An 18,923-nucleotide genomic window follows, 5' to 3' on the forward strand; every position below is an offset into this window, starting at 1 on the left:
GCCAGCCGGTGTCCTGCGACGCGGATGTCGCGGGTGCGGGATCCGAGCGTAGGACGCGAGGGCGACGTGGCGGAACCGGATGTGCGTTGTTCGCCCCCCTAGTTCGCCTCCCGCGCAGCTGGGGTCCCGGAGTTCTCTGAGTGCAGGCGGCGACTCGCCGACAGGCCCGCACCACGCGGTTCCGGCAGCCCGCCGTCCCTTCCCGTCCACGACCAAGGTGGGTATCAGATGCACGAAGTCCTTGTCACCGGCGGTGCCGGCTTCATCGGTTCGCACTTCGTCCGGCGGATACTGCGCCGGGAGGACGTGTCCCGGGTGACCGTGCTGGACGCACTCACCTACGCGGGCCACACACAGAACCTGGGGGAGGCCTTCCTCGACCCGAGGCTGTCGTTCGTTCACGGCAACATCCTCGACGGCACGCTTGTGGACGAGCTCATGGCCCGGCACACGGCCGTCGTGCACTTCGCCGCCGAGTCCCACGTCGACCGCTCCCTCACCACGGCCGACACCTTCCTCACGACGAACGTCTTGGGAACGCAGACCCTCGCCGCCTGGGCTGGTCGCCATGGGATCAAGAAGTTCGTGCACGTCTCGACGGACGAGGTCTACGGATCGCTTACCGAAGGCTCGGCGAGCGAGGACGACCTGGTACGGCCGAGCGTCCCGTACGCGGCGTCGAAGGCTGCCAGCGACCTCGTGGCCCTGAGCCACTTCCAGACGTACGGCCTGCCGGTCTGCGTGACGCGCAGCTCGAACAACTACGGGCCCCACCAGTTTCCCGAGAAGATCATCCCCCTCTTCACCACCCGACTCCTGCGGGGCGAGAAGGTGACTCTCCACGGCCGGGGGCAGCACGTGCGGAACTGGCTGCACGTCGAGGACAACTGTGCAGGCATCGAACTCGCGCTTGACGAAGGGGAACCAGGCGAGATCTACAACCTGGGCGGCGGCACCGACCTCACGGGGCGGGACCTGACCGCCAAACTCCTGGCCCTGTGCGGCAAGGACTGGGACTCGGTGACCTGCATTCCCGATCGGCAGGCCAACGATCTACGGTACTCGATGCACTGGGACAAGATCGCCCGCATCGGCTTCCGACCGACCCGCGATCTCGATGAGGGGCTGGCCGAGACCGTCGACTGGTACCGACGCAACCCTGACCGCTGGGCCCCCCTGACGCGCACCCCGTACGTCGCCGGCACCCTGCACTCCGCCTGCGCCACCGCCGCGGTCGCATCCGCAAGGGTGGAAGCGCATGTCCACTGACCGGCACACCCCGCGTAGGATTCTGGTGACCGGTGTCGGCGCCGCCCCCGGCTTCGGGCTGTCCCGCAGCCTCATGCGCCTGGGCCACACGGTCATCGCGGTCGACGCGAATCCGCTGGCTCCCGGATTCCTTCTGCCCTCCGCAGTACCTCGGATCATCCCTCTCGCCAGTGACCCCGACTACCACAGCGTCATGGCCCGCCTGTGCCGAGAGCTGGCGGTGGAAGCAGTGGTGGCCGGTATCGAGCCGGACCTGGCGCCCTTGACGCACATGACAGACGAGCTGGACACAGACGGCGTACGCCTGTGGCTCCCGGACGCCTGGTCGGTGAGCGCCTGTACGGACAAGGCGCTCTTCCATCAGGTGCTGACCGAGCAGGGCATTGCGACCCCGCTCACTTGGCGGCCGCACGAGGTCGACCAGGTTCCGGACGGCACCGAGCTGGTCGTCAAGCCACGGCACGGACACGGCGCGCAGAACGTCCACTTCGTGCGGCGCCGGGAGCACGCGCGCGTTCTGTGCGAGCTCGTCCCCGAGCCCATCGTGCAGGAGCGCATCTACGGCTGCGAGTTCACGGCGGACTGCCTGGTGGACCGCGACGGACTCGCCTCGGTCGTTTTGCGCAGCCGGGATCTGGTCAAGGCGGGTCTCGCCGTGGTGTCCACCACGTTCAATGACCCGAACGTGCGCGACCTCGTGGTGCGGACGCTCGGCGCCGTCGGCGCCCGAGGCCTCTGCTGCGTCCAAGGATTTATCCGCGGCGACGGCACGATCACCATCACCGAGCTGAACCTGCGCATCGCCGGCGGTTTCGCCCTGACCGAGGCCGCCGGAGCGGACCTCGTCGGACAGATGGTGAACGGCCTGTTCGGCCTGCCGGTCGACCACAGCCGCCTCACCTACCGGACCGGCATGTTCCTGACCAGCTACATCGAAACCCTGGCCTTCGGCGACGTCGCCGAGCTCTCGGCCGCGGTGAAGGGAGAAGCACAGTGACCGCATCCGCCACGCCCGATGCCCGGCGTAATGCCAGCCCGTACCTGTATGGGCTGGAGACCGCAGCAGTCGCCCGGGTCCTGGAGGGCGGGCAGTACGGACACAGCGACGTCACCGAGGAGTTCGAGCGGCGGATCGCCGACTTCCTGGGCGTCCCCGAGGCAGTGGCCGTCGCGTCTGGCACCGCAGCCCTCCACACCGCCCTGCTCGCCGCCGGGATCGGCCCCGGCCGCGAGGTGATTGTGCCGTCCATGACGTTCTGCGCGACCGTGCAGGCCATCCTGGCCGTCGGAGCCACCCCGCACTTCGTCGACATCGACCCCGCCACCCTGTGCGTCACCGACCAACTCCTCATGGATGCCGTCACCGGCAAGACGGCCGCCGTCCTCCCGGTCCTGTTCGGCGGCCGGCCCATCGACCTCCGCGCCATCCAGGCAGAGCTCGATGAACGAAACATCGCTGTCATTGAGGATGCGGCGCACGCCTTCGGATCCCGCAACGGCACACGCCGCATCGGGGCGGACGGGGCGCTGACCTGCTTCTCGTTCGGACCGATCAAGAACCTCACCTGCGGCCAAGGCGGCATGGTCATTCCCCGTACGCCTGCGGAAGCCGACACACTCCGCCGGATCCGGCTCCTGGGTGTGGTCCAGTCCCAGGGCGAGCGCGCGAACACCACCAGCTACCGCGTGGAGGGCTTCGGGCTGCGCTACCAGCTCTCAGCCATCAACGCCGCCATCGGCCTGGTCCAGCTCGACAGCTTCCAGGCCGCCGAGGACACCCGCCGCCACCTGTGGCGTACCTACCGGGACGCACTCGCCGCACTGGACGGCGTGAGGCTCGTCGATGTCCACGTGGACCAGGCAGTGCCGCACCTGTGCCAGGTCCGCGTGCCCCACCGGGACAAGGTGTTCGCGAATCTCCGGGGGCGGGACATCGGTGTGGGAGTCCATTACCCGCCCAACCACCTTCAGCCCGCGTTCGCCGCCTGGCATCGGAGCCTGCCGGCCACCGAACGGGCCGGCGAGGAGATCCTCAGCCTGGCGTTCCACCAGCACCTCACCGAGACCGACATCGACCATGTGGTGACCTCGCTCGAACAGGCCCTCAAGTCCGCCGGAGGATCGTGATGCGCAAGCTCCTGACCGTATGTCTGGGAAATTACTGCCGAAGCCCGTTTGCGCAGGTCGCGCTCACCCGTAGGGGCGGGGCGGCGGTGACCGTCCGTTCCGCGGGGCTGATCGGCAAGTGGCAGGACCAGCCCGCCAACCAGTCCATGATCAACGCAGCCCGGAGGCTCGGGCACGACCTCACCCACCACCGCGGACACCAGATCATCCTGGAGGACCTGGACTGGGCGGACGAGGTCCTGGCGATGGACGCAGCCGTCCTCGATACGCTCCGGGCGATCGACGGCGGCCACAACGCCCACAAACTCCGCCTCTACCTCCCCGGCTGCGACGTTCCCGACCCGGTGAGCCAAGACGAGGACACGTTCAACGACTGCGCCGTGCTGATCGAGGCCGGCACCGCCGTGCACATCGCACGCCGCCGCCCGTAACGCGGGTGATCAGCTGGATGCGGCGGACAGCACCACGTCCACGAGCCTGTCCGCCGCATCCGGCCGTCCATGCGCCCGTGCTCGCTGGGCCATCGCCGTCCGCAGGGCAGGGTCGGTCAGGAGCGGGCCGACCGCGTTCTGCAGTGCCTGCCCGGTGACCTCGCCGAGCAGAGCCAGTGCCGCACCCGCGTCGGCCAGATGGCGGGCATTGTGTGCTTGCTCATTGCCAGCCGATGTGGCGAGGGGGACGAACACGGCCGCCTTGCCCAGTGCGGTCAGCTCAGCCAGAGTTCCGGCCCCGCTCCGCGACACCACCATGTCGGCCAGCGCCAGCACATCCGGCAACTCCGGCCCGACGAACCCGGTCAGGTGATACCGGCCGGCGAGAACCGGGTCCAGCCCGGCAGCGGCCGCCCTCAGCCCCTCGACGTTCGCCGGACCACACTGGTGGATCACGTTCGCGTGACCGAGCAGCCAAGGCAGCACATCCCGGATCACCGTGTTGATCTGCTGCGCACCCTGCGCCCCACCGGTGACGTAGACCGTCGGCAGCCGCCGGTCGAACCCGAAAAGGTTCAGAGCCTCGACCGCCTTGTCCGCCTGCCCGCCCAACACTTCCGGCCGCACCGGATTCCCGGTGACCACCGCACGCTCACGCACATCGGCAGGCAGCAGAGCCAGCGAAGACTCCGAAGACACCGCGATACGCGTCGCAGAACTCGCGAGCTTGCGGTTGGCCAGGCCCAACCGCACGGTCTGCTCGTGCAGAACCAGCGGACGACGGCACAACCGGGCGGCCAGCCCGGCTGGCACCGCGACATACCCACCCGTCGCCAGAACGACATCCGGCTGGAACTCGGCCACGATCGCCCGCGCCTGCGCCACACCGAGCGGCACCCGCGCCATGTCCTTGAAGTTCGAGGCGGACAGCATCTTCAGCGGGTTCACCGAACGACGGATCTTCCCCGTGGCCACCGTCTTGAACGCGATCCCCTCCGCCGGAGCGACACGCGCCTCGAGCCCCTCCGCGGTCCCGATCCACATGACGTCCAGCGTGCCGCCCGCGTCCGCGAGACGGCTGTGCAACGTCCGGATTGCAGTAAGAGCCGGGTAGGTGTGACCGCCGGTCCCACCCCCCGTCACGAGCAGACGGAACGAACGCGGGAGCCCGGAGGAAATGTTCACCCCACGCACCCTACTGGCTTCCTAGCCTCACGCGGTGACGTATCCGATGCGGCCCGGGAGGTACTCCTCTGGTCAGAGCCAGGCATGAGCTGCTGGCGGGGATTCTTTTCGGTTAGGGGAGGTTGGCGGCGGCCTTCTCGTAGTCGGCGGCCTGTGCCGGGGTGAGTAGCCGGCTGACGCGGATCATGGTGGTGCCGTGTAGGTAGTCGTATTCGGTGAGGGCGGGGATTCGCTTGGTGACGGTTAGGATGCAGTCGTAACGGACCTGGGCGTCGGCTGCGTCGGGAACGCTTCGATACTGCCGCCGAGTTCGACGCTGCCGGGCGTGTAGCCCTCGATCCGCTCGTCCGTGATCCGCCCGTCGGTGAACGTGATCTTCGACGTGTACTGATGAGGGCGCCTGAGGAACTGGTTCGGGTCGTTCTCGGCGGTCACTGTCCCACCGAGAGCGGCCGAGGGCCCCACGGCGGAGATGACGATGAAACGGGGTTCGCCGTGATCGCGGCGGTGACGGCGGCGCTGTCAGCCGGGTCGACGTCGGCGAGGGAGTCGGCGAACGCCCGGGAGCCGAGCAGCGCGTCCGGGTCGGCTCCGGCCGCTGCGACGGTCCGGTACACGGCGAGCTGTACGGCGGTCTGTTGGGCCTCAGCGCGAGGTGGTGAGCTGCTCGGCGAGCTCCTCCGGGGTGGCCTGCTGCCCGGCCCGGGACGGGTCGAGGTGCCGAGCAGCTGCGCGGTCAGCTCCTGGCGCACCCGGGTCCTACCGGCCTCGGCGAGGTCGGCCTCAAGGCGCGCGATCGTGGCGGCCTGGTCCTGCTCGCCGGGGGCCAGCGCGTCGGGGTTCGGCGGGGCGGTCGGGTCCTGCCCGGTGCCGGTGTTCGGGTCACCCTGGTCGCTCGGTCGGGCCGGGGGTGGGGGTGGGGGTGCTCATGGTGTCGCCCTCCTGGGGCTGGTCGGCCCGCTCCTGGCGGGCGTGCGGGCATGCAAAAGGGGGCCGCACCTGGCGGGCCCCCTCGGGGTGTTCGTTGGTCTGCCGCTACTCCGGCGACGCGTGCCCGGCTGGGCGGGCAGCGGCGTACGCCTTGATCCATGCGACTTGCAGGAAAGAGTCACGGCCGTACGGGCACACGGTCGGCGGACCGCCTCTGCGCCGACCAGGGACGCGGGGCTGTGTCCGGCGGCCCGCGCCTTCTTGTTGAGCAGGTAGCCGTTGCATGCGTCCTCGGCAGCGAGGTACTGCCAGTAGCGTACTCGTCGTACATCTCGCGGGCCTGGCGGCTGGTGATCTGCAGGCCCTCCTCGTGCTGCCCTTCCTCCGGCGCGGTTGGCTGTGCCTCTCCGTCCCGGCGGCGACGGCCGCCCATGCGGCGTCGTCGGCGAGGGCGTCCCACCCGTCCGGATCGGGCGCAGGCGCGAGGGCCTGGGCGAGGGCCTGGCGGTCGGCGAGCAGGTCCTCGACGGCGTTACCGGTGTCGGCCGGCTGCGGTATGTCGACTCCGTGGCGGGCCTCGGTCGCGGCGCGTCCGGTGGCGGTCCGTACGGCCATCTCCGCGTAGCTCGTGAGCTGCCAGCGACGGCCGGCTTTGTCGCGGAAGGAAGTTATGCCCTCGTCTGCCCAGCGGCGCATTACGTCCTGGGTGGCCTGGCGGCGGGTACCAGTGCCGAGTGCCGTGGTGGCCGTGACCTCGGAGACGACGGCCCGGAACCGTCGACGATGGCGCGCAGGATTCCGCGGTGGTCGAGGTGACGACGTCCACGGTTTCCTGCGCGAGGCGGTCGATGGCCTGCGCCTGGGGTAGGCGGTCGTCGACCAGTCGGCGCGCATCGTCGGACAGTGCGCCCAGCTCGGCGACGGCGGCGCAGTGCACGGCGTTGTAGGACTCGGCGACCGCCTCGTGTACGTCGGTGACGGCTTGGTGCAGCTCGTCGACGACGGCCGGTGAGGCCCGGCGCACGGCCTGGACGGCGGAGAGCTTCTGCCCGGCCCAGCTGGGCGCGCCCAGACCTGCGCCGAGCTGCCGGGCACTGATGCCCAAGAGGCAGTCCTCGGCACCGGCGTACAGGTCGCGGGTGCGCTCGGCGAGGGGCTCGACCATGCGCGGGTGGATCGGCACGTTATGTCTACACCCCCTACGCCAACAGGCTGAATCCGCGATTACGACTGCCCGTTGGAACTTTTCAGGGATAGCCGCACGTTCTCAAACGTTGGCAACGGTGTGACAACGAGACAGCGCAACCTCAGCGCTCTAACAGTGCAGATCCCTCGGCCCTCGCTTCGGTGGAGCACCCTTAGTGGTGGTGGCATTGCCGCAGCCATCGCCACAGGACACGTCCACGAACCGACCGCGATATGGGCCTTGGTCGTTCTCGGTGTCGTTGGCCAGCTCTCCGATTCACTCAGAGACGCTGCGTCCACCGGGGCGCGGCCAGGCATTAGAAGGGGAAGGCCCCGACGGGGTCCGGCGCGCTAGCTCCGGTCTCGGCGAGGATCTCCTCGGACTCCGCTTGTACAGCGGTGTCGTCCCACTCCGGGTGCAGGATCCGCACCTTGGTACCGGTCGACACCGCTTCGGCTCGGGCCAGCAGGTCGAGGGTGGTGGCGGTCTGCTGCTCCGACTCCGCGATGCCGTCGCCGAACTCCACGTTCGGGCGCTCGGGGGTGATCCGCGTGCCGAACTGAGCGACGTCGAGCAGCAGCATCACGTGCAGCATGTCGGCCAGCGCGTAGCGCCAATAACCGACCTTCTTCTTTCGGGTCCCCATGCTGCGTTGGTCGCGGCTGGCGGACTCGGTGGCGGTGATCGCCTCGCCCTGGCCGTGCAGGCCGAAGCTCTGGGCGGAGTACCCGGTGGGCGGTGCGGCCTGGTGCGTGATCGCCTCGGCCGTCTGCTGGTGCTCGGCCACCCGGATTCGAACTGGCTCAGGTTGATCCCGGCCCCCTTCTCGGTGGGCGGCATGTTGAGCTGCTCGAAGTGTCTTCACTGTAGCGGTTGCGGTGGAGCGTTAGTGTGCGGAGTGGGACAATTGGGGTATCACCTCCTCTGGAAGGCTGGCTACCTGAAGGAGGGCAACACCTGTCGTCGTGGGCGCCCCGGTCCGAGTCGAGTTACTGCTCGATATCGGATTGGAGGTGGTGAAGATGAGGCGAAAGGGTTCGGAGCCGGACCCCGCTGGGGAAGCAGGTCGCATACTGCGCAAGCTCAGCTTGCGAGTGGCGATTTGGTTCCTCATTCGGTGGATTCATGACTCCTTCTTCTAAACAACCGTTTCTCCTTGCCCTTTTCGGTTCCACCACGGGTCCGTGGCCAAGCGCCGGCCAACGGCGCACCGTGAGGGGCCGCCCCTGCGGGCGGCTCGACCGCCCGTAGGGCGTTCTTTTTCTGTCACCGGCGATTCATGAGCGCTGTCCACAGCTGCACCAAGTCGGCGCCCCCGCCACACGCGACGGCCCCGGTCGAGGGACGCGGGCGCGGTGCAGGACGCGTCGGTCGAGCAGGTCACCGATGGGCCTGTGGGAATCCTCCTCCGGACCGGGAGCCCCCGGGGCGGGGTGCCGGGTCGCCCCCGTTCCTGTGGGGATGTTCCGTGGGGGCGGTCAGAGAGGCGTGCCGGAGTCTCGTCAACCTCGCGTCAGTGGGTTCTGCCTTTGCAGAGTCCACGCCCAATTCTGTCCTGCTGTCTTTCAGGTTGTATTGATCCCGGCTGTGGTGGGGGTACGGACTGGTCAGGGCGTGGTTGATGGCGTTCTCGGTGAGGCTGTCGAGGGTGATGTCGTAGGTGCGGGCCATCTGCTGCACTCGGGCGACTGTCCTGCGGATGGATGCCTGGTTGTCCGCGGCCCGTTCGATGTGGAGGAGGTCCCGGTAGAGGACCTCGGAGGTCTCGTCGATATCGAGGGCTTGCTGGATGGTGCGGCGGGCGGCGTCGAGGTCGGGGGCGGTCCCATCCGTGTGCCAGCGGGCGAGGGTGTGGGCGGTGTCGGTAATCCGGGACAGGATGTCTTGGATGACGGGGTCGGCCCAGGGAAGGTTTCGGCCGTCGAACGGCTTGCCCCGCACCAGCCTCATCGCCGTTTCCAGATCCGCGATGCCGCCTTCGGGGCCGGCGGCCAGCCCGCGCGAGGCCAGCTGCTGGAAGCGGTCCCAGTCCGAAGTCACTGCTGGGTGGAAGGCGTACCCGCTGCCGTTCTTGGGTCGTGGCAAGAGCGGATACCCGTCGTCGGTCAGGCCGATGTGGTTGCGGAGTTCGGACAGGCGTGAGTGCAGGGTGCGGGTGGACCACGGGTTGACGGGGTCCATGGCCTGGCACAGGTATTCGGCGCTGCGTCCGGGGCGGAGGTGGATGAGGGCGGCGATGGCGGTGGTGCGGGGGCTGTGGGCGGATGTGAGGCCGCCGGTGATGTGCAGGGGGCCGAGCATCTCGATGCAGACGACGATGGCCTCGTCGCCTTGGCTGGCTGAGGTCGGGGCCGAAGGGGTGGCTTCGCGGGGCTGGCCGGGGTGGGGGTGTTGGTTCACTGCGCCGGCTGCGGCGGGCTGGCTCTCGGCGTCGGCAGCCTCAGCAGTTTCTGCTGCTTCGGTCTCGGTGGCTGCGGGGGTTGCTGGGGCGCTGGCTGCGAGGAGGGCGGGGAAGGGGTTGCCGGGGTCTTGGGCATCCTCGCTGGTCACCCGAACGGTCAAAGGCGCGCCGGCGGCGGCCGCCTGGTCGTGGTCTTCGGCGAATTCCCATGCCCCGGTCCCAGGTTCGGGTTCCTGGAGCGACATCTGGAGTGCGTGGACGTACTGCAGGTACTGCTCGTCGGTGATGCGCTGCAAGGCCACTGGCTCGTCCAGCATCTCCACGCGGGCGTCTTGGTCGCGGCGGGTGTCGAGGATTTCGGCGTGGGGGAAGACGCGGCGTGTGGTGTCCGTGGCGGGCAGGACGATGGCGGTGTGCAGGTTGCGGGCGGCGGCGAGGGCGTCGGCGAGCTGTGTGAGGTGTTCCTCGTCGGTCTCGCCGGCTCCGATGAGCAGCCAGGGCAGGACCTGCTGGCCGCTTTGGTGGGCTTCAAGGAGGAGTTCGCCGAGGTCGGCGGCGACGGCGGGCAGGTGGGGCATGGTGCGGATGCGGCCTTGGGGCAGGAGTCCGGCCAGACGGGCGCCGAGCCCGGTGGTGAGGATTTCGCTGTCGTCGGTCCAGGCGCAGGTGCCGAGCTCCAAGGCGAGGGCGCGGGCTACCTCGAGGGCTTCGTCGGCTTCGCCGTCAAGGAGCAGGACTTTGCAGGTCATGAGGTCGGCCAGGAGCAGCCCGGTCTCGGTCGCGCCGAGCGTGATCAGCCCCGGGTACGGGGCCTGGACGTCGTTGGCTTGATCGGCCGGCAGCAGTACGGCTTCGCCGTCGAGGCTCCAGGTGCGGGTGTCGGGGCCGTCGGTGAAGGGAGCGATTGGCTCCGCCGGCTCGTCGAGGAGCAGGGTGATGCCGTCAGGTTCGAGGCGGGCACCGCGGAGAGCGGGCAGTTCACGTTCTGTCTCGCTGGCGTGGTGGGCGAGGGTGCGCAGGACGCGGTCGAGGAGCTCGATCCCGGCCGGCTCTGATGCTGCTGCGAGGATCTGTTCGAGGTGGGTAGGGTCGGTGTCTTGGGAGATGGTCTGTCCGGCGCGGCGCTGGCGCTGCTGCAGGATTCTCCGTATGCCGAGCGCTCCGGCGAGGGATGCGGCCAGCAGTGTGCCGATCCCGGCAACCAGCGCGAAGTTGAGGTGGCTGCCGTCCTCCTCGGCCTTCGGGGCGGGTCTCGCCGCCGGGACAGGCACGCTCTGGGCAGGCGAGCCAGTTGCCGCAGGCGCCGCCGTCGCCGAGGCGGAGGTGGCCGGGGTGGGAGTGGTCAGGGACGGGGTCGCCGTCGGCTTAGCCGCCGTTGAGGCGGACGGTGTCGGGGACGCAGGCGGCGGTGAGGCAGTTCCGGCCGGCTTCTCGGCTGCGCCGGTGCGGGGTTTGGACTCCGTAGGTGCGGGTGTGGGCGCCGGGGCGGGTGACTTGTTGACGCCGCCCTGGTGGGGGAGGGTCAGGTGCTGGCCGGGGTAGATGAGGTCAGGGTCGGTGAAAGGCCGCCCGTCGGGCTGGGGCTTGCCCTTGTTCAGCTCGAAGATGTGCGTGTAGGCGGTGCTGTCGCCGAGCTGGGTGTCGGCGATCGAGGAGAGGCTGTCGCCCTCTTCGACGGAGTACTCGGTGATCCCGCCCGAGGCGGCGGTGTGTTCCTGCTGCTGAAGCCCGCCGGACTGCGGGGGCTTGGCGTCGGCCGGGAGACGGAGGACCCATCCAGGCTGGATGGGCTGCTCGGTGTGGAAGACGCTTCCGTCGCCCATGGTGCGGCCCTCGTTGAGGGCGGCGATGTCTTCCCATCGCTGGCCATCACCCAAGACGGTCTCGGCGATCGACCACAGGCTCTCCGCGGGTCGTACGTCCCGCACGGTGTACGTCACCGCGGCGGTCCCGGCCTCGTCGGCCGCTCCATCGCGGGTATGCATCCCCGTGCCGGCTTCGCTGCCAGGGGTGACCGCTGCGCTGACGATCACCGGTGAGGCGGTGGCGGGGGCTGTGGTTGCGGGGGCGGCGAGGGCGGTGCCGGCAGGCAGCGCCAGCAGGACCGTGCCGACGAGTGCGGCCGCGGCGCGCTGGCCGACCAGCCCGCGGATCCGCGGGGCGGCACGACCGCGTAGTTGCGCGGGGATCTCCAGCAGGACCGCGCACGTGAACAGGGCCCAGCCTGCCCAGCCTGCTACTGCGAGGGCGAGGAGGAAGACTTGTCCGCTGTCGTCGGTGGTGAAGAGGGAGCTGAGGGCGGTGAGTCCGGGCGGTCCGACGATGGTGGTGGCCCACCACAGGAGCAGGGGCAGGCCGGCCAGCAGTGTGAGGAGGGCGGCGAGGCTGAGGAGACCGCGCAGCAGGGCGGCTGCGGTACGCACACCCCCTGCCCGGCCGGAGCCGGGCCTCTTGCGGGTGGTGGTGGGCTTGGGCATACAGACGGGCCCCTTCTTGCGCGGGATTCGCTATTCGGGCTGGGTGACGCCATGCAGCAGGCGGGCGGAGCCGCGGCCGGTGACACTCATGGAGCCGATCCCGACGACGGACAGGAACTTGGTGGCGTACGCGTCGGTCACGGTGACGGTCAGCTGGGTGCGGTCCCCGGTGAGGCTGACGGTTCCCTGGGTGCCGGCTCGGGCGAGGTAGGCGTAGGCGGCGGCCTGGGCGGCTTCGGGGTCGGCGCGTACGGCGTCGCCGGTGACGGCGGCGGCGGGGTCGATGGCCTGTCCGGCGGCGCGGGCTGCTTCCATCGCGAGGGCGTCGGCGCGTTCGGTGGCGCGGAGCTTTCCGCCGCCGTCGATGGCCAGGCCGATGATGCCCAGAAGGGCGACGGTGCAGATCGCGGTGTAGACGGCGACACCGCCTTCATCACGGCGCAGCCGCGCGCGGAGTGTTGTCGGATGCTGCATGTCATCCCTCCCTGGAGCGGTAGGCGTCTACTACGGACGTGAAGGTGCTGGTCATGCTCTTGGAGCCGGGGACTCCGGGTAGCAGCAGGTCGGACAGGGGCACGGTGCAGGAAATCGTCACGGTGACGGTGCCGACTTCGCCGAGGGGGACGGCCAAGCCTGTGGTGTCGACGCTGGTGGAGGACGACGCGCAGTGGATTCCCTGGTCGTCCAGGGAGCGGGCGGCCGCAGCGGTGGCTTCGGACTGGGCGCTGCTGTAGGTGCGCGAGATGGAGGCGGCGCGGGCTGCGTCCTCGGCGGCGGCGTCGACTTTGGCACCGGAGGTGACGATCCGCCCGCCTGCGATCGCCAGGCACAGCAGCATCAGCAGCAGGGGAGTGACGATCGCGGTGGCGATCGCCTCGCTGCCCCGGTCCTCCCGCAGCCGCGCCCGCCACCTGCCTCCGGCGCGCAGGGGGCGCAGCGCGCTCACGGGGCGGTCCACCGTTCACGCGGTGCGGACGCGGACTGGGAGACCGACAGCCCGGAGAGGCCGGGCAGCATGGAGGGGGCGCTGCCGGTGACAGTCACGCTGACTTCGGTCGCCGAGCTGCCCGCGGTACTGACCGTGGAGGCGCGCAGGCTGTCGCCTGCAATCCGGCCGAGGGTTTCCCGAGCGCGGGCGGCGCCCGCGCTCTCTGGGGCTTGGTAGGTGCGTGCGGCAGCGACGCCTTCGCGTGCGGCGGTCAGCGCGATGTTGCGCGCGTGAACCCACATCGCCGCCTGCACCACCGCGACGGTGACCAGGATGACGAACGGGAAGACGATCGCCATCTGAATGGATGACTCCCCTCGGTCCCTCCAGTCCCTGCAGCCTGTGCCTGTGCTGTCGGGCCGTTTCTGCTCCGGCAGGGCATGCTGGCTCTGCGGCACCTGTCTCCTCCCCTCCGCTGCTGTCTGTTGTGCCGCTCGTCGTGGTCTCAGATGCCGGCGAGGTTGCCGTTGTACTTGGCGAGGACCACTCCGATGGTTCCGGCGATGGCGAGAGCGCCGGCGACTGCGGCGACCCAGATGATGATGGTCGTGATCGAGATGTCGCCCCGGTCGCTGGTACCGCCTTCTTCGACGCGGTTCTTCAGCCATTGAGCGGCGGCGGTCAGGCGGACGGCCAGCTTGTTCATGACAGTGGACTCCTTCGACACGGTTCAGGTGTTGAGCATGCGGATGATGGCGGGGAAGGCGATCAGGAGCATCACCAGGACGGCGAGGAGCGCGCCGGGGGCGGTCATCTTCTCGCTGTCGGCGTTGGCCTCGGCCGCCTGCGCGGCCAGGAGTTCGGTACGCAGGTTCTTGGCGCGGGAGCGCAGGGTGGCGTAGACGGATGCGCCGTCGTCGGCGGACTGCCGCATGATCGCGGCAAGATCGTCCAGGACGGGCAGGTTGAGTTCGGCGGTCAGGCGGGCCAGGGATTCCCAGTGCGGCACCTTGTCCACGCGTGAGCGCGCCAGTGCCCCCTGGATCCTCAGGAACGCCCAGCCGTGGCCGACCTGGGCCGCCTGTTCCATGGCCTGCTCGGCGGAAACGTTCCCGGCGCGGCGCAGTGCCACGAGGTCGAGGTAGGCGGCCATGGCGTGCGCGAACTCGGCTCTCGCCTGCTTGGCCTTGTCCCGCAGGGCCAGGTCGGGAGTGAACCAGAGCACGAGAGCGGCCAGGACGGCGACGATGGCGGGCAGGTAGAGCGGCATGCCCAGGATCAGGAACGGGATGGTGGACAGGGGCGGCAACAGCAGCCCGCCCGCCGCCAGAGCGACCTTGGTCAGCAGGAACTTGCCCGGTGTCTGGCCGGTCAGGGCGAGGTCCTTGTACGGGATCCGCACTCCCGGCAGGTCGCCGAGATGCTCGAGTAGCCAGGCTCCCCACTGCTCATCCCGGTCTGCCGGGACGTTGGCCGTGCTGGGCGGGGCAGGGTGGTTCAGGCGCTGCAGGGCCGGCCCGAGCGCCGGGGCAGGACGCAGTACTTCCCGGATCAGAAGCGCGGTCCCGGCGCCGATGGCGGCGCCGGACAGGATTGCGGCCACCGGCATCACGCGGTCACCTCCACGCTCTCTTGCTCGACATCGCTCTCGAGAACGGGTGCCGCGGCAACGGCGCTTCGCGGGTCGGCGACCAGGAAGCGGGGGACGGGTTTGTGGTCGGCGATCTGCCGCATCAGCGCGAGCACACCGACGAACCCGGCGGACAGGGCGGCAAGGACCAGCTGCCCGAGGAGGGTCCCGTAAGGAGCGGTGTAGGAGGGGATGAGGAACCCGGCGCCGGCAACGCCCAGGGTGATGATCGTCATCCACCGCATCGTGGTCCTCGGTTTGGCCCGGTCGGCCTCGATGGCTCGACGCCGTGCGACTTCTTCATGAACGGACTCGGCGAGATCATCCAATGCCTGCGCGAGGCCCGGACCGCGATCGGCGGCCGACAGGACCAGCGCGGCCACGACCTTGTCCGCGGTGACGTCGTTCAGCGCGTCGCCGAACAGGCGCAGGGCGTCGGCTGGCCGCCATCCGACCTGCAGCCGGTCAACCAAGTCACCGACTTCGGCAGTGATGTCCTCGGGGCAGCCCCTGCGGGAGATCTGCAGCGCCTCATCCAGCCCACGGCCCAAGCGCAGTGTGTTGGCCAGGCGCTGCGTCCAATCGCCCAGCGCCTCCAGCTTCCCGATCCTGGCGGCCGCCGACTTCGTGGGAGACAGCAGCCACGGCACGCCGATCACCGCGAGGAACACCAGGGCACCGCCGACGAACACCCCGCTCACCAGCCACAGCAGCACCCCAACGAGCGCCCCCACCGCGAGACGGGTACGCCGAATCATCTTTTCGTCGCGGCTTACCAGGCGTTGCCCTGCCCGGATCCGGGCAGCCAGCGTTGGCCCCTTCGGTGCGGTGGTGCCCACGATGCCGGCAGCCAGACCGACCAGACCGCCCGCGAGAGCGAGTCCAGCCACGATCCACAACAGAAGCGCGGTCACAGCGCCGCTCCCTGGTCGACCATCAGCGACAGGGCCGCGGTCCAGGCGCCGCCCGGCTCGTTCAGGAGGGCAGAGTCGAAGCCGGCGCGGCGTAGGTCGTTGATGCAGCGGGGCTGCATGAGCGGCACTGCCCGGTGTTCACCCCACTCCAGGCGCGGCTCGAAGATGGTGTTGGTCTCGGGCCGTCCGCCCTCGCCGATGCCGGTGACTTCGAGGATGTGGGAGACGAAGCGGTGGCGGTGTCCGCCGATCTTCGTTTCGTCGATCGAGGAAACGAACACGATGAAGTGCAGCCCGTTGGCGGCCTGCCGGTAGGCGAGCGACTCCGACATGTTGGCCTGAGCCAATAGGTACAGCTCGGCGATCCGGTCGAAGACCACGCTGGGGTGGATGGCGTGCAGGGTGCACAGGTTGCCGCCCGCACCATTCGTCATCGCCTGCAGCATCGCGACGATCTCCGGGCCGCGGACCTCACCGACCACGATCCGCGTCAGCGTCATGCGCAGCGCCCGGTACATCAGGTCCATGAGCGTGATCTCACCGGCGGCCTGCCCGGCGACCATCTCGCCGTTGGACTCGCGCGCCTCCATGGGCACGACCTGGCGGTGGTGCCCGTTCTCGTGGGCGAACAGCTCGTACTCGGTCTCCAGCGTGGCGAACCGCTCGTCCGGATCGATCTCCTTCAGCAGCGCCCGCAGCAGAGTCGTTTTTCCAGCGGCCTGGCCGCCGACGACCATCACGTTCTTCTCGGCCCGTACGCAGGCCCGCAGAAACTGCTCGAGGGTGGTGTCGAGCATGCCGCGCCCGACCAGGTCGGGCAGGTCCGCGTGGCGCATGCTGTGCCGGCGGATCGTGACGTACGTGCCCGGCGTGACGTCGATGACCGCCTGCAGACGCGACCCGTCCGACAGCCGCAGAGCAAGAAAGGGGTCCGCCGTCGACAGACTCCGCTCGCTCTGGCCGGTCGTGCGCCGGGCCAGGTCCCGCAGCAGCTCGCGCAGCTCTTCATCGGAGTCGGCGACCGGCGCCACCTGGATCCGCCGGCCGTCGGTGAAGTCCAGCCACACATCCCGGAATCCGTTGATGAAGATGTTCTCCACCAGCGTGTTGTCCAGATGCTGCTGCAGTCGGCCCGCCCGGAACTGCAGATCGAACACGGCTTGCGCGATCGCCGAATCCTCGGCCTGGCTCGTTGCCGCACCCCGTTTCACGGCCTCGGCGTCGGACCACACGGCCACCTGCTCGTTGATCAGGTGCCGGCCCTGCTGCTCCTGCGCGGCCGCACTCATCCCCGGCCGTACCCGCAGCAGGTCGGTCAGCCGCTCCCCGACCTCCTTCTTGATCAGCCGCACCGACGCATAGTCGACCTGGACAGCGCCCGGCACGGCCAGGAGGGACGAGGCCCCGGCCGGCGAAGGCGTACGGGGGTCCGCAGGCCTGGTCCCGGCGGGCGGGTGCGCGAGCGCCGGGCGCGGGCCCGTCAGGCGGGCCTGAAGCGGCGCGCCCACCGCGACCTGGGGGTTGTGGTGCAGCGGGTTAGCGCGCATCGGCCACCACCCGTGCCCCAGGTGCAATGGAGGGAAGGCCGAGGCGGGCACGGCGCACCGCCACCAGCTCCTGCACCCGCACCGCCGCGGACCGTGCTGAGCGCATCAGCTCACACGACTCGAACCGCCGAGGCTGCTCGGTCCCGTCCGATAAGACCTCCGCCTCCTTCGGCCGCCACGGCAGCACCGCCGTCACCTGCACACCCAGCGTCCTGCGGACCTCCTCCTTGGAGAAGGGACCCTGGTCGACCAGAAGCATCCCGATCTCACCCCGCCCGCCGACCACTTCCCGCAACGCCTCCAGACGGACCTGAGCCTGCTGCAGACTCCGCAACGTGTTGCGCGCTACGACGAGCACCACATCGGCCCGCTGCGCCAGCACCGCCGCAGCCCCCGCTATGCCGCGTCGACCCAGGTCTACGATCACATCGTGCTGGTGCGCCTCGATCCCCTCGAACAGCTTGGCGAGGGGCTTCCACACCGGCTCCATCGCTGAGGCGTGCGAAGGGTCGTAGAGGCCCGGCAGTACCAGGCGGTCGCGGCTGCCGGCATCGGTGATATCCACCAGCTGACGCCAGAACGCCTCCGCCAACTGCCCCTGACGCCCCGCCAATGCCAGATTCCGCAGACCATGGGTGTTACCCAGCGTGCCCTGCAGCGCCCCGGGCAGGATCGCGCCGCCGTCGGGGTCGGCTTCAGCCAGCACCACGCGGTGCCCTTCTGGCAGCGACCACGTCAGCAGCAGCGCCATCGCGGTGGTCGTCACACCCGGAGCGCCCAGCCCACCGGCCAGCGCGATCACAGCCATCAGCTGCCATCCTGCGGGGCAAGGATCAGCGCAACCGCACCGGTCGCCACCCGGGCAGCGAGCGCCGGCCCATCCGTGGCCGGCACCGCGACATCCACCACCACAACCCCGGTGGCAGGGGCCGGGGCGCCCACGGCGACCACGGTCGCGGGCAGAGTCTTCGGCGCCCCCGGCGTCTCCCCGGCCTTCCCCGCGGTCGCAGCCTGGTTGGCATCAGGCGTCGAGACGATCAGAACCTTCTGCCCCGGGGCGATCCGGCTCGCGGGAAGCTGAGACGGCTTCAGCGCCACGCCCACCACCTGCTCGCCGGCCTTGACCAACGAAACCGAGGTGACCTGGCCGGGAGAGAGCAGCGCCCCCGCCTTCAACGCCACCGCAGCCCGCTGCCCCACCATCCCCGACTTCCTCGCCACGGGAACCGCCTTGACTGCCGGATCAAGGGCCAGCGACGCAGGCGCCAGATCGGCATCGTCTATCGCCGCACCCACCGGAACGTCACGCGCCACCACCAGCACGGCACTGCGCTGGCCCGACGCGGTGAACAGCAGCGCCCCGGACAGGCCGCCAGCCGCGATCAGTGCGACCGACAGGGCGATCAGCCCTGGCCTGCGACGCCGTTGGCGCACGACACGGGGCGCGGCAGCCGGCCCTCCCGGACTGCCGAGGTCAGGAACAGAGCGGCCCGCCGCGGGTGTGGTTGTGGTGCTCACGTGCTGTGCCTCCTGAAAAGAGGGAAGAAAAACGTACGGTCGCTGGCGTTGCTACTGGCCGACGACCTGGAGCTCTCCGACTGCCACAGTGAACGGGGACTGGCGCACCTCGGTCAGTTGTCCGGCCTGTCCACCGCCGGAGACAGCCCAGTCGACCGTCCATGTAGTGGTCGCGGCACCTTGGTATTTGTTGGCCGGCTGGTGGGCCGACGGTGCGCGGTAGACGTGACCGCAATCCGGCGAGGGCGACATTCCACGAGCTGCAGAGTAGGCAGCGCCTGGACCGGCGCATGTCACGGTGGATCCGTCGCCCATGCGCCAGCGGATTGACGACACCTTGGCAGTGGCGGTAACTGTGATCCCGCCAGCCGACGCGGATG

At 69.6% G+C, this 18,923-nt stretch carries 19 protein-coding genes; 4 read left to right on the forward strand and 15 right to left on the reverse strand.

From position 1 onward, the window contains the following. Window positions 1–228 precede the first annotated feature (228 nt). From ACFYZS_RS33190 to ACFYZS_RS33205, 4 genes are read left to right on the forward strand one after another with little or no spacing between them, the layout of a single operon-like run. Entirely contained in the window at window positions 229–1,269 is a 1,041-nt protein-coding gene (locus ACFYZS_RS33190; RefSeq protein WP_389020846.1) for a dTDP-glucose 4,6-dehydratase, read from the forward strand. Further along, window positions 1,259–2,266: an ATP-grasp domain-containing protein gene (locus ACFYZS_RS33195; RefSeq protein WP_389020849.1), complete on the forward strand. Its 1,008-nt coding sequence runs from the start codon at window positions 1,259–1,261 to the stop codon at window positions 2,264–2,266. Before ACFYZS_RS33190 ends, ACFYZS_RS33195 begins: the two co-directional genes overlap by 11 nt. Beyond that, window positions 2,263–3,396, forward strand: coding sequence for a DegT/DnrJ/EryC1/StrS family aminotransferase (locus ACFYZS_RS33200; protein WP_389020852.1), 1,134 nt, complete (start codon window positions 2,263–2,265; stop codon window positions 3,394–3,396). Before ACFYZS_RS33195 ends, ACFYZS_RS33200 begins: the two co-directional genes overlap by 4 nt. Then, a complete protein-coding gene (locus ACFYZS_RS33205; protein ID WP_389020855.1) occupies window positions 3,396–3,827 on the forward strand; it encodes a low molecular weight phosphotyrosine protein phosphatase in 432 nt (143 codons plus the stop codon). Before ACFYZS_RS33200 ends, ACFYZS_RS33205 begins: the two co-directional genes overlap by 1 nt. 9 nt (window positions 3,828–3,836) lie before the next feature. Here ACFYZS_RS33205 and ACFYZS_RS33210 read toward each other — a convergent pair whose 3' ends face one another. From ACFYZS_RS33210 to ACFYZS_RS33280, 15 genes are all read right to left on the reverse strand, one after another. Then, window positions 3,837–4,970 (reverse strand): glycosyltransferase, encoded by a 1,134-nt coding sequence (locus ACFYZS_RS33210; RefSeq protein WP_389021072.1) that lies wholly within the window; start codon window positions 4,968–4,970, stop codon window positions 3,837–3,839. 285 nt (window positions 4,971–5,255) lie between these two features. Then, entirely contained in the window at window positions 5,256–5,447 is a 192-nt protein-coding gene (locus ACFYZS_RS33215; RefSeq protein WP_389020857.1) for a hypothetical protein, read from the reverse strand. Then, complete coding sequence (locus tag ACFYZS_RS33220; protein WP_389020860.1) at window positions 5,444–5,764, reverse strand: hypothetical protein; 321 nt, start codon at window positions 5,762–5,764, stop codon at window positions 5,444–5,446. Before ACFYZS_RS33220 ends, ACFYZS_RS33215 begins: the two co-directional genes overlap by 4 nt. A gap of 283 nt (window positions 5,765–6,047) precedes the next feature. Next, window positions 6,048–6,836 carry a phage minor capsid protein gene (locus ACFYZS_RS33225; protein WP_389020863.1) on the reverse strand — a complete coding sequence of 263 codons (789 nt, stop codon included), beginning with the start codon at window positions 6,834–6,836 and terminating at the stop codon, window positions 6,048–6,050. Between the two features lie 608 nt (window positions 6,837–7,444). After that, window positions 7,445–7,915, reverse strand: a complete 471-nt coding sequence (locus ACFYZS_RS33230; protein WP_389020866.1) for a phage capsid protein — start codon at window positions 7,913–7,915, stop codon at window positions 7,445–7,447. A 593-nt stretch (window positions 7,916–8,508) separates the two neighbouring features. Continuing rightward, window positions 8,509–12,006, reverse strand: coding sequence for a LysM peptidoglycan-binding domain-containing protein (locus ACFYZS_RS33235; RefSeq protein WP_389020869.1), 3,498 nt, complete (start codon window positions 12,004–12,006; stop codon window positions 8,509–8,511). Between the two features lie 30 nt (window positions 12,007–12,036). Further along, entirely contained in the window at window positions 12,037–12,480 is a 444-nt protein-coding gene (locus tag ACFYZS_RS33240) for a pilus assembly protein TadG-related protein (RefSeq protein ID WP_389020872.1), read from the reverse strand. 1 nt (window position 12,481) lies between these two features. Continuing rightward, the gene (locus ACFYZS_RS33245) at window positions 12,482–12,952 is read right to left on the reverse strand and encodes a TadE/TadG family type IV pilus assembly protein (protein WP_389020875.1); all 471 of its coding nucleotides are present in this window, start codon (window positions 12,950–12,952) and stop codon (window positions 12,482–12,484) included. Further along, window positions 12,949–13,299, reverse strand: a complete 351-nt coding sequence (locus tag ACFYZS_RS33250) for a TadE family protein (protein ID WP_389021074.1) — start codon at window positions 13,297–13,299, stop codon at window positions 12,949–12,951. Before ACFYZS_RS33250 ends, ACFYZS_RS33245 begins: the two co-directional genes overlap by 4 nt. A 140-nt stretch (window positions 13,300–13,439) precedes the next feature. Then, the gene (locus ACFYZS_RS33255; RefSeq protein ID WP_386167297.1) at window positions 13,440–13,640 is read right to left on the reverse strand and encodes a hypothetical protein; all 201 of its coding nucleotides are present in this window, start codon (window positions 13,638–13,640) and stop codon (window positions 13,440–13,442) included. A 24-nt stretch (window positions 13,641–13,664) separates the two neighbouring features. Continuing rightward, window positions 13,665–14,543, reverse strand: coding sequence for a type II secretion system F family protein (locus tag ACFYZS_RS33260; protein WP_389020878.1), 879 nt, complete (start codon window positions 14,541–14,543; stop codon window positions 13,665–13,667). Further along, window positions 14,543–15,478, reverse strand: a complete 936-nt coding sequence (locus ACFYZS_RS33265; protein ID WP_389020881.1) for a type II secretion system F family protein — start codon at window positions 15,476–15,478, stop codon at window positions 14,543–14,545. The genes ACFYZS_RS33260 and ACFYZS_RS33265 overlap by 1 nt, the downstream gene beginning before the upstream one ends. Continuing rightward, on the reverse strand, window positions 15,475–17,025 hold the full coding sequence (locus ACFYZS_RS33270) for a CpaF family protein (RefSeq protein ID WP_389020884.1): 1,551 nt from the start codon (window positions 17,023–17,025) through the stop codon (window positions 15,475–15,477). Before ACFYZS_RS33270 ends, ACFYZS_RS33265 begins: the two co-directional genes overlap by 4 nt. Then, complete coding sequence (locus tag ACFYZS_RS33275; RefSeq protein WP_389020887.1) at window positions 17,015–17,833, reverse strand: hypothetical protein; 819 nt, start codon at window positions 17,831–17,833, stop codon at window positions 17,015–17,017. Before ACFYZS_RS33275 ends, ACFYZS_RS33270 begins: the two co-directional genes overlap by 11 nt. Continuing rightward, entirely contained in the window at window positions 17,833–18,543 is a 711-nt protein-coding gene (locus ACFYZS_RS33280) for an SAF domain-containing protein (protein WP_389020890.1), read from the reverse strand. The genes ACFYZS_RS33275 and ACFYZS_RS33280 overlap by 1 nt, the downstream gene beginning before the upstream one ends. Window positions 18,544–18,923 lie beyond the last annotated feature (380 nt).

This window comes from Streptomyces sp. NPDC001903 (genome assembly GCF_042891345.1).
In the GTDB taxonomy this organism is placed as follows: domain Bacteria; phylum Actinomycetota; class Actinomycetes; order Streptomycetales; family Streptomycetaceae; genus Streptomyces.

Coding starts and splice junctions, on each gene's coding strand:
- ACFYZS_RS33235 (WP_389020869.1), bottom strand. CDS start 12,006: ATGCCCAAGCCCACCACCACCCGCAAGAGGCCCGGCTCCGGCCGGGCA.
- ACFYZS_RS33205 (WP_389020855.1), top strand. CDS start 3,396: ATGCGCAAGCTCCTGACCGTATGTCTGGGAAATTACTGCCGAAGCCCG.
- ACFYZS_RS33195 (WP_389020849.1), top strand. CDS start 1,259: ATGTCCACTGACCGGCACACCCCGCGTAGGATTCTGGTGACCGGTGTC.
- ACFYZS_RS33190 (WP_389020846.1), top strand. CDS start 229: ATGCACGAAGTCCTTGTCACCGGCGGTGCCGGCTTCATCGGTTCGCAC.
- ACFYZS_RS33225 (WP_389020863.1), bottom strand. CDS start 6,836: ATGCGCGCCGACTGGTCGACGACCGCCTACCCCAGGCGCAGGCCATCG.
- ACFYZS_RS33275 (WP_389020887.1), bottom strand. CDS start 17,833: ATGGCTGTGATCGCGCTGGCCGGTGGGCTGGGCGCTCCGGGTGTGACG.
- ACFYZS_RS33270 (WP_389020884.1), bottom strand. CDS start 17,025: ATGCGCGCTAACCCGCTGCACCACAACCCCCAGGTCGCGGTGGGCGCG.
- ACFYZS_RS33260 (WP_389020878.1), bottom strand. CDS start 14,543: ATGCCGGTGGCCGCAATCCTGTCCGGCGCCGCCATCGGCGCCGGGACC.
- ACFYZS_RS33240 (WP_389020872.1), bottom strand. CDS start 12,480: ATGCAGCATCCGACAACACTCCGCGCGCGGCTGCGCCGTGATGAAGGC.
- ACFYZS_RS33255 (WP_386167297.1), bottom strand. CDS start 13,640: ATGAACAAGCTGGCCGTCCGCCTGACCGCCGCCGCTCAATGGCTGAAG.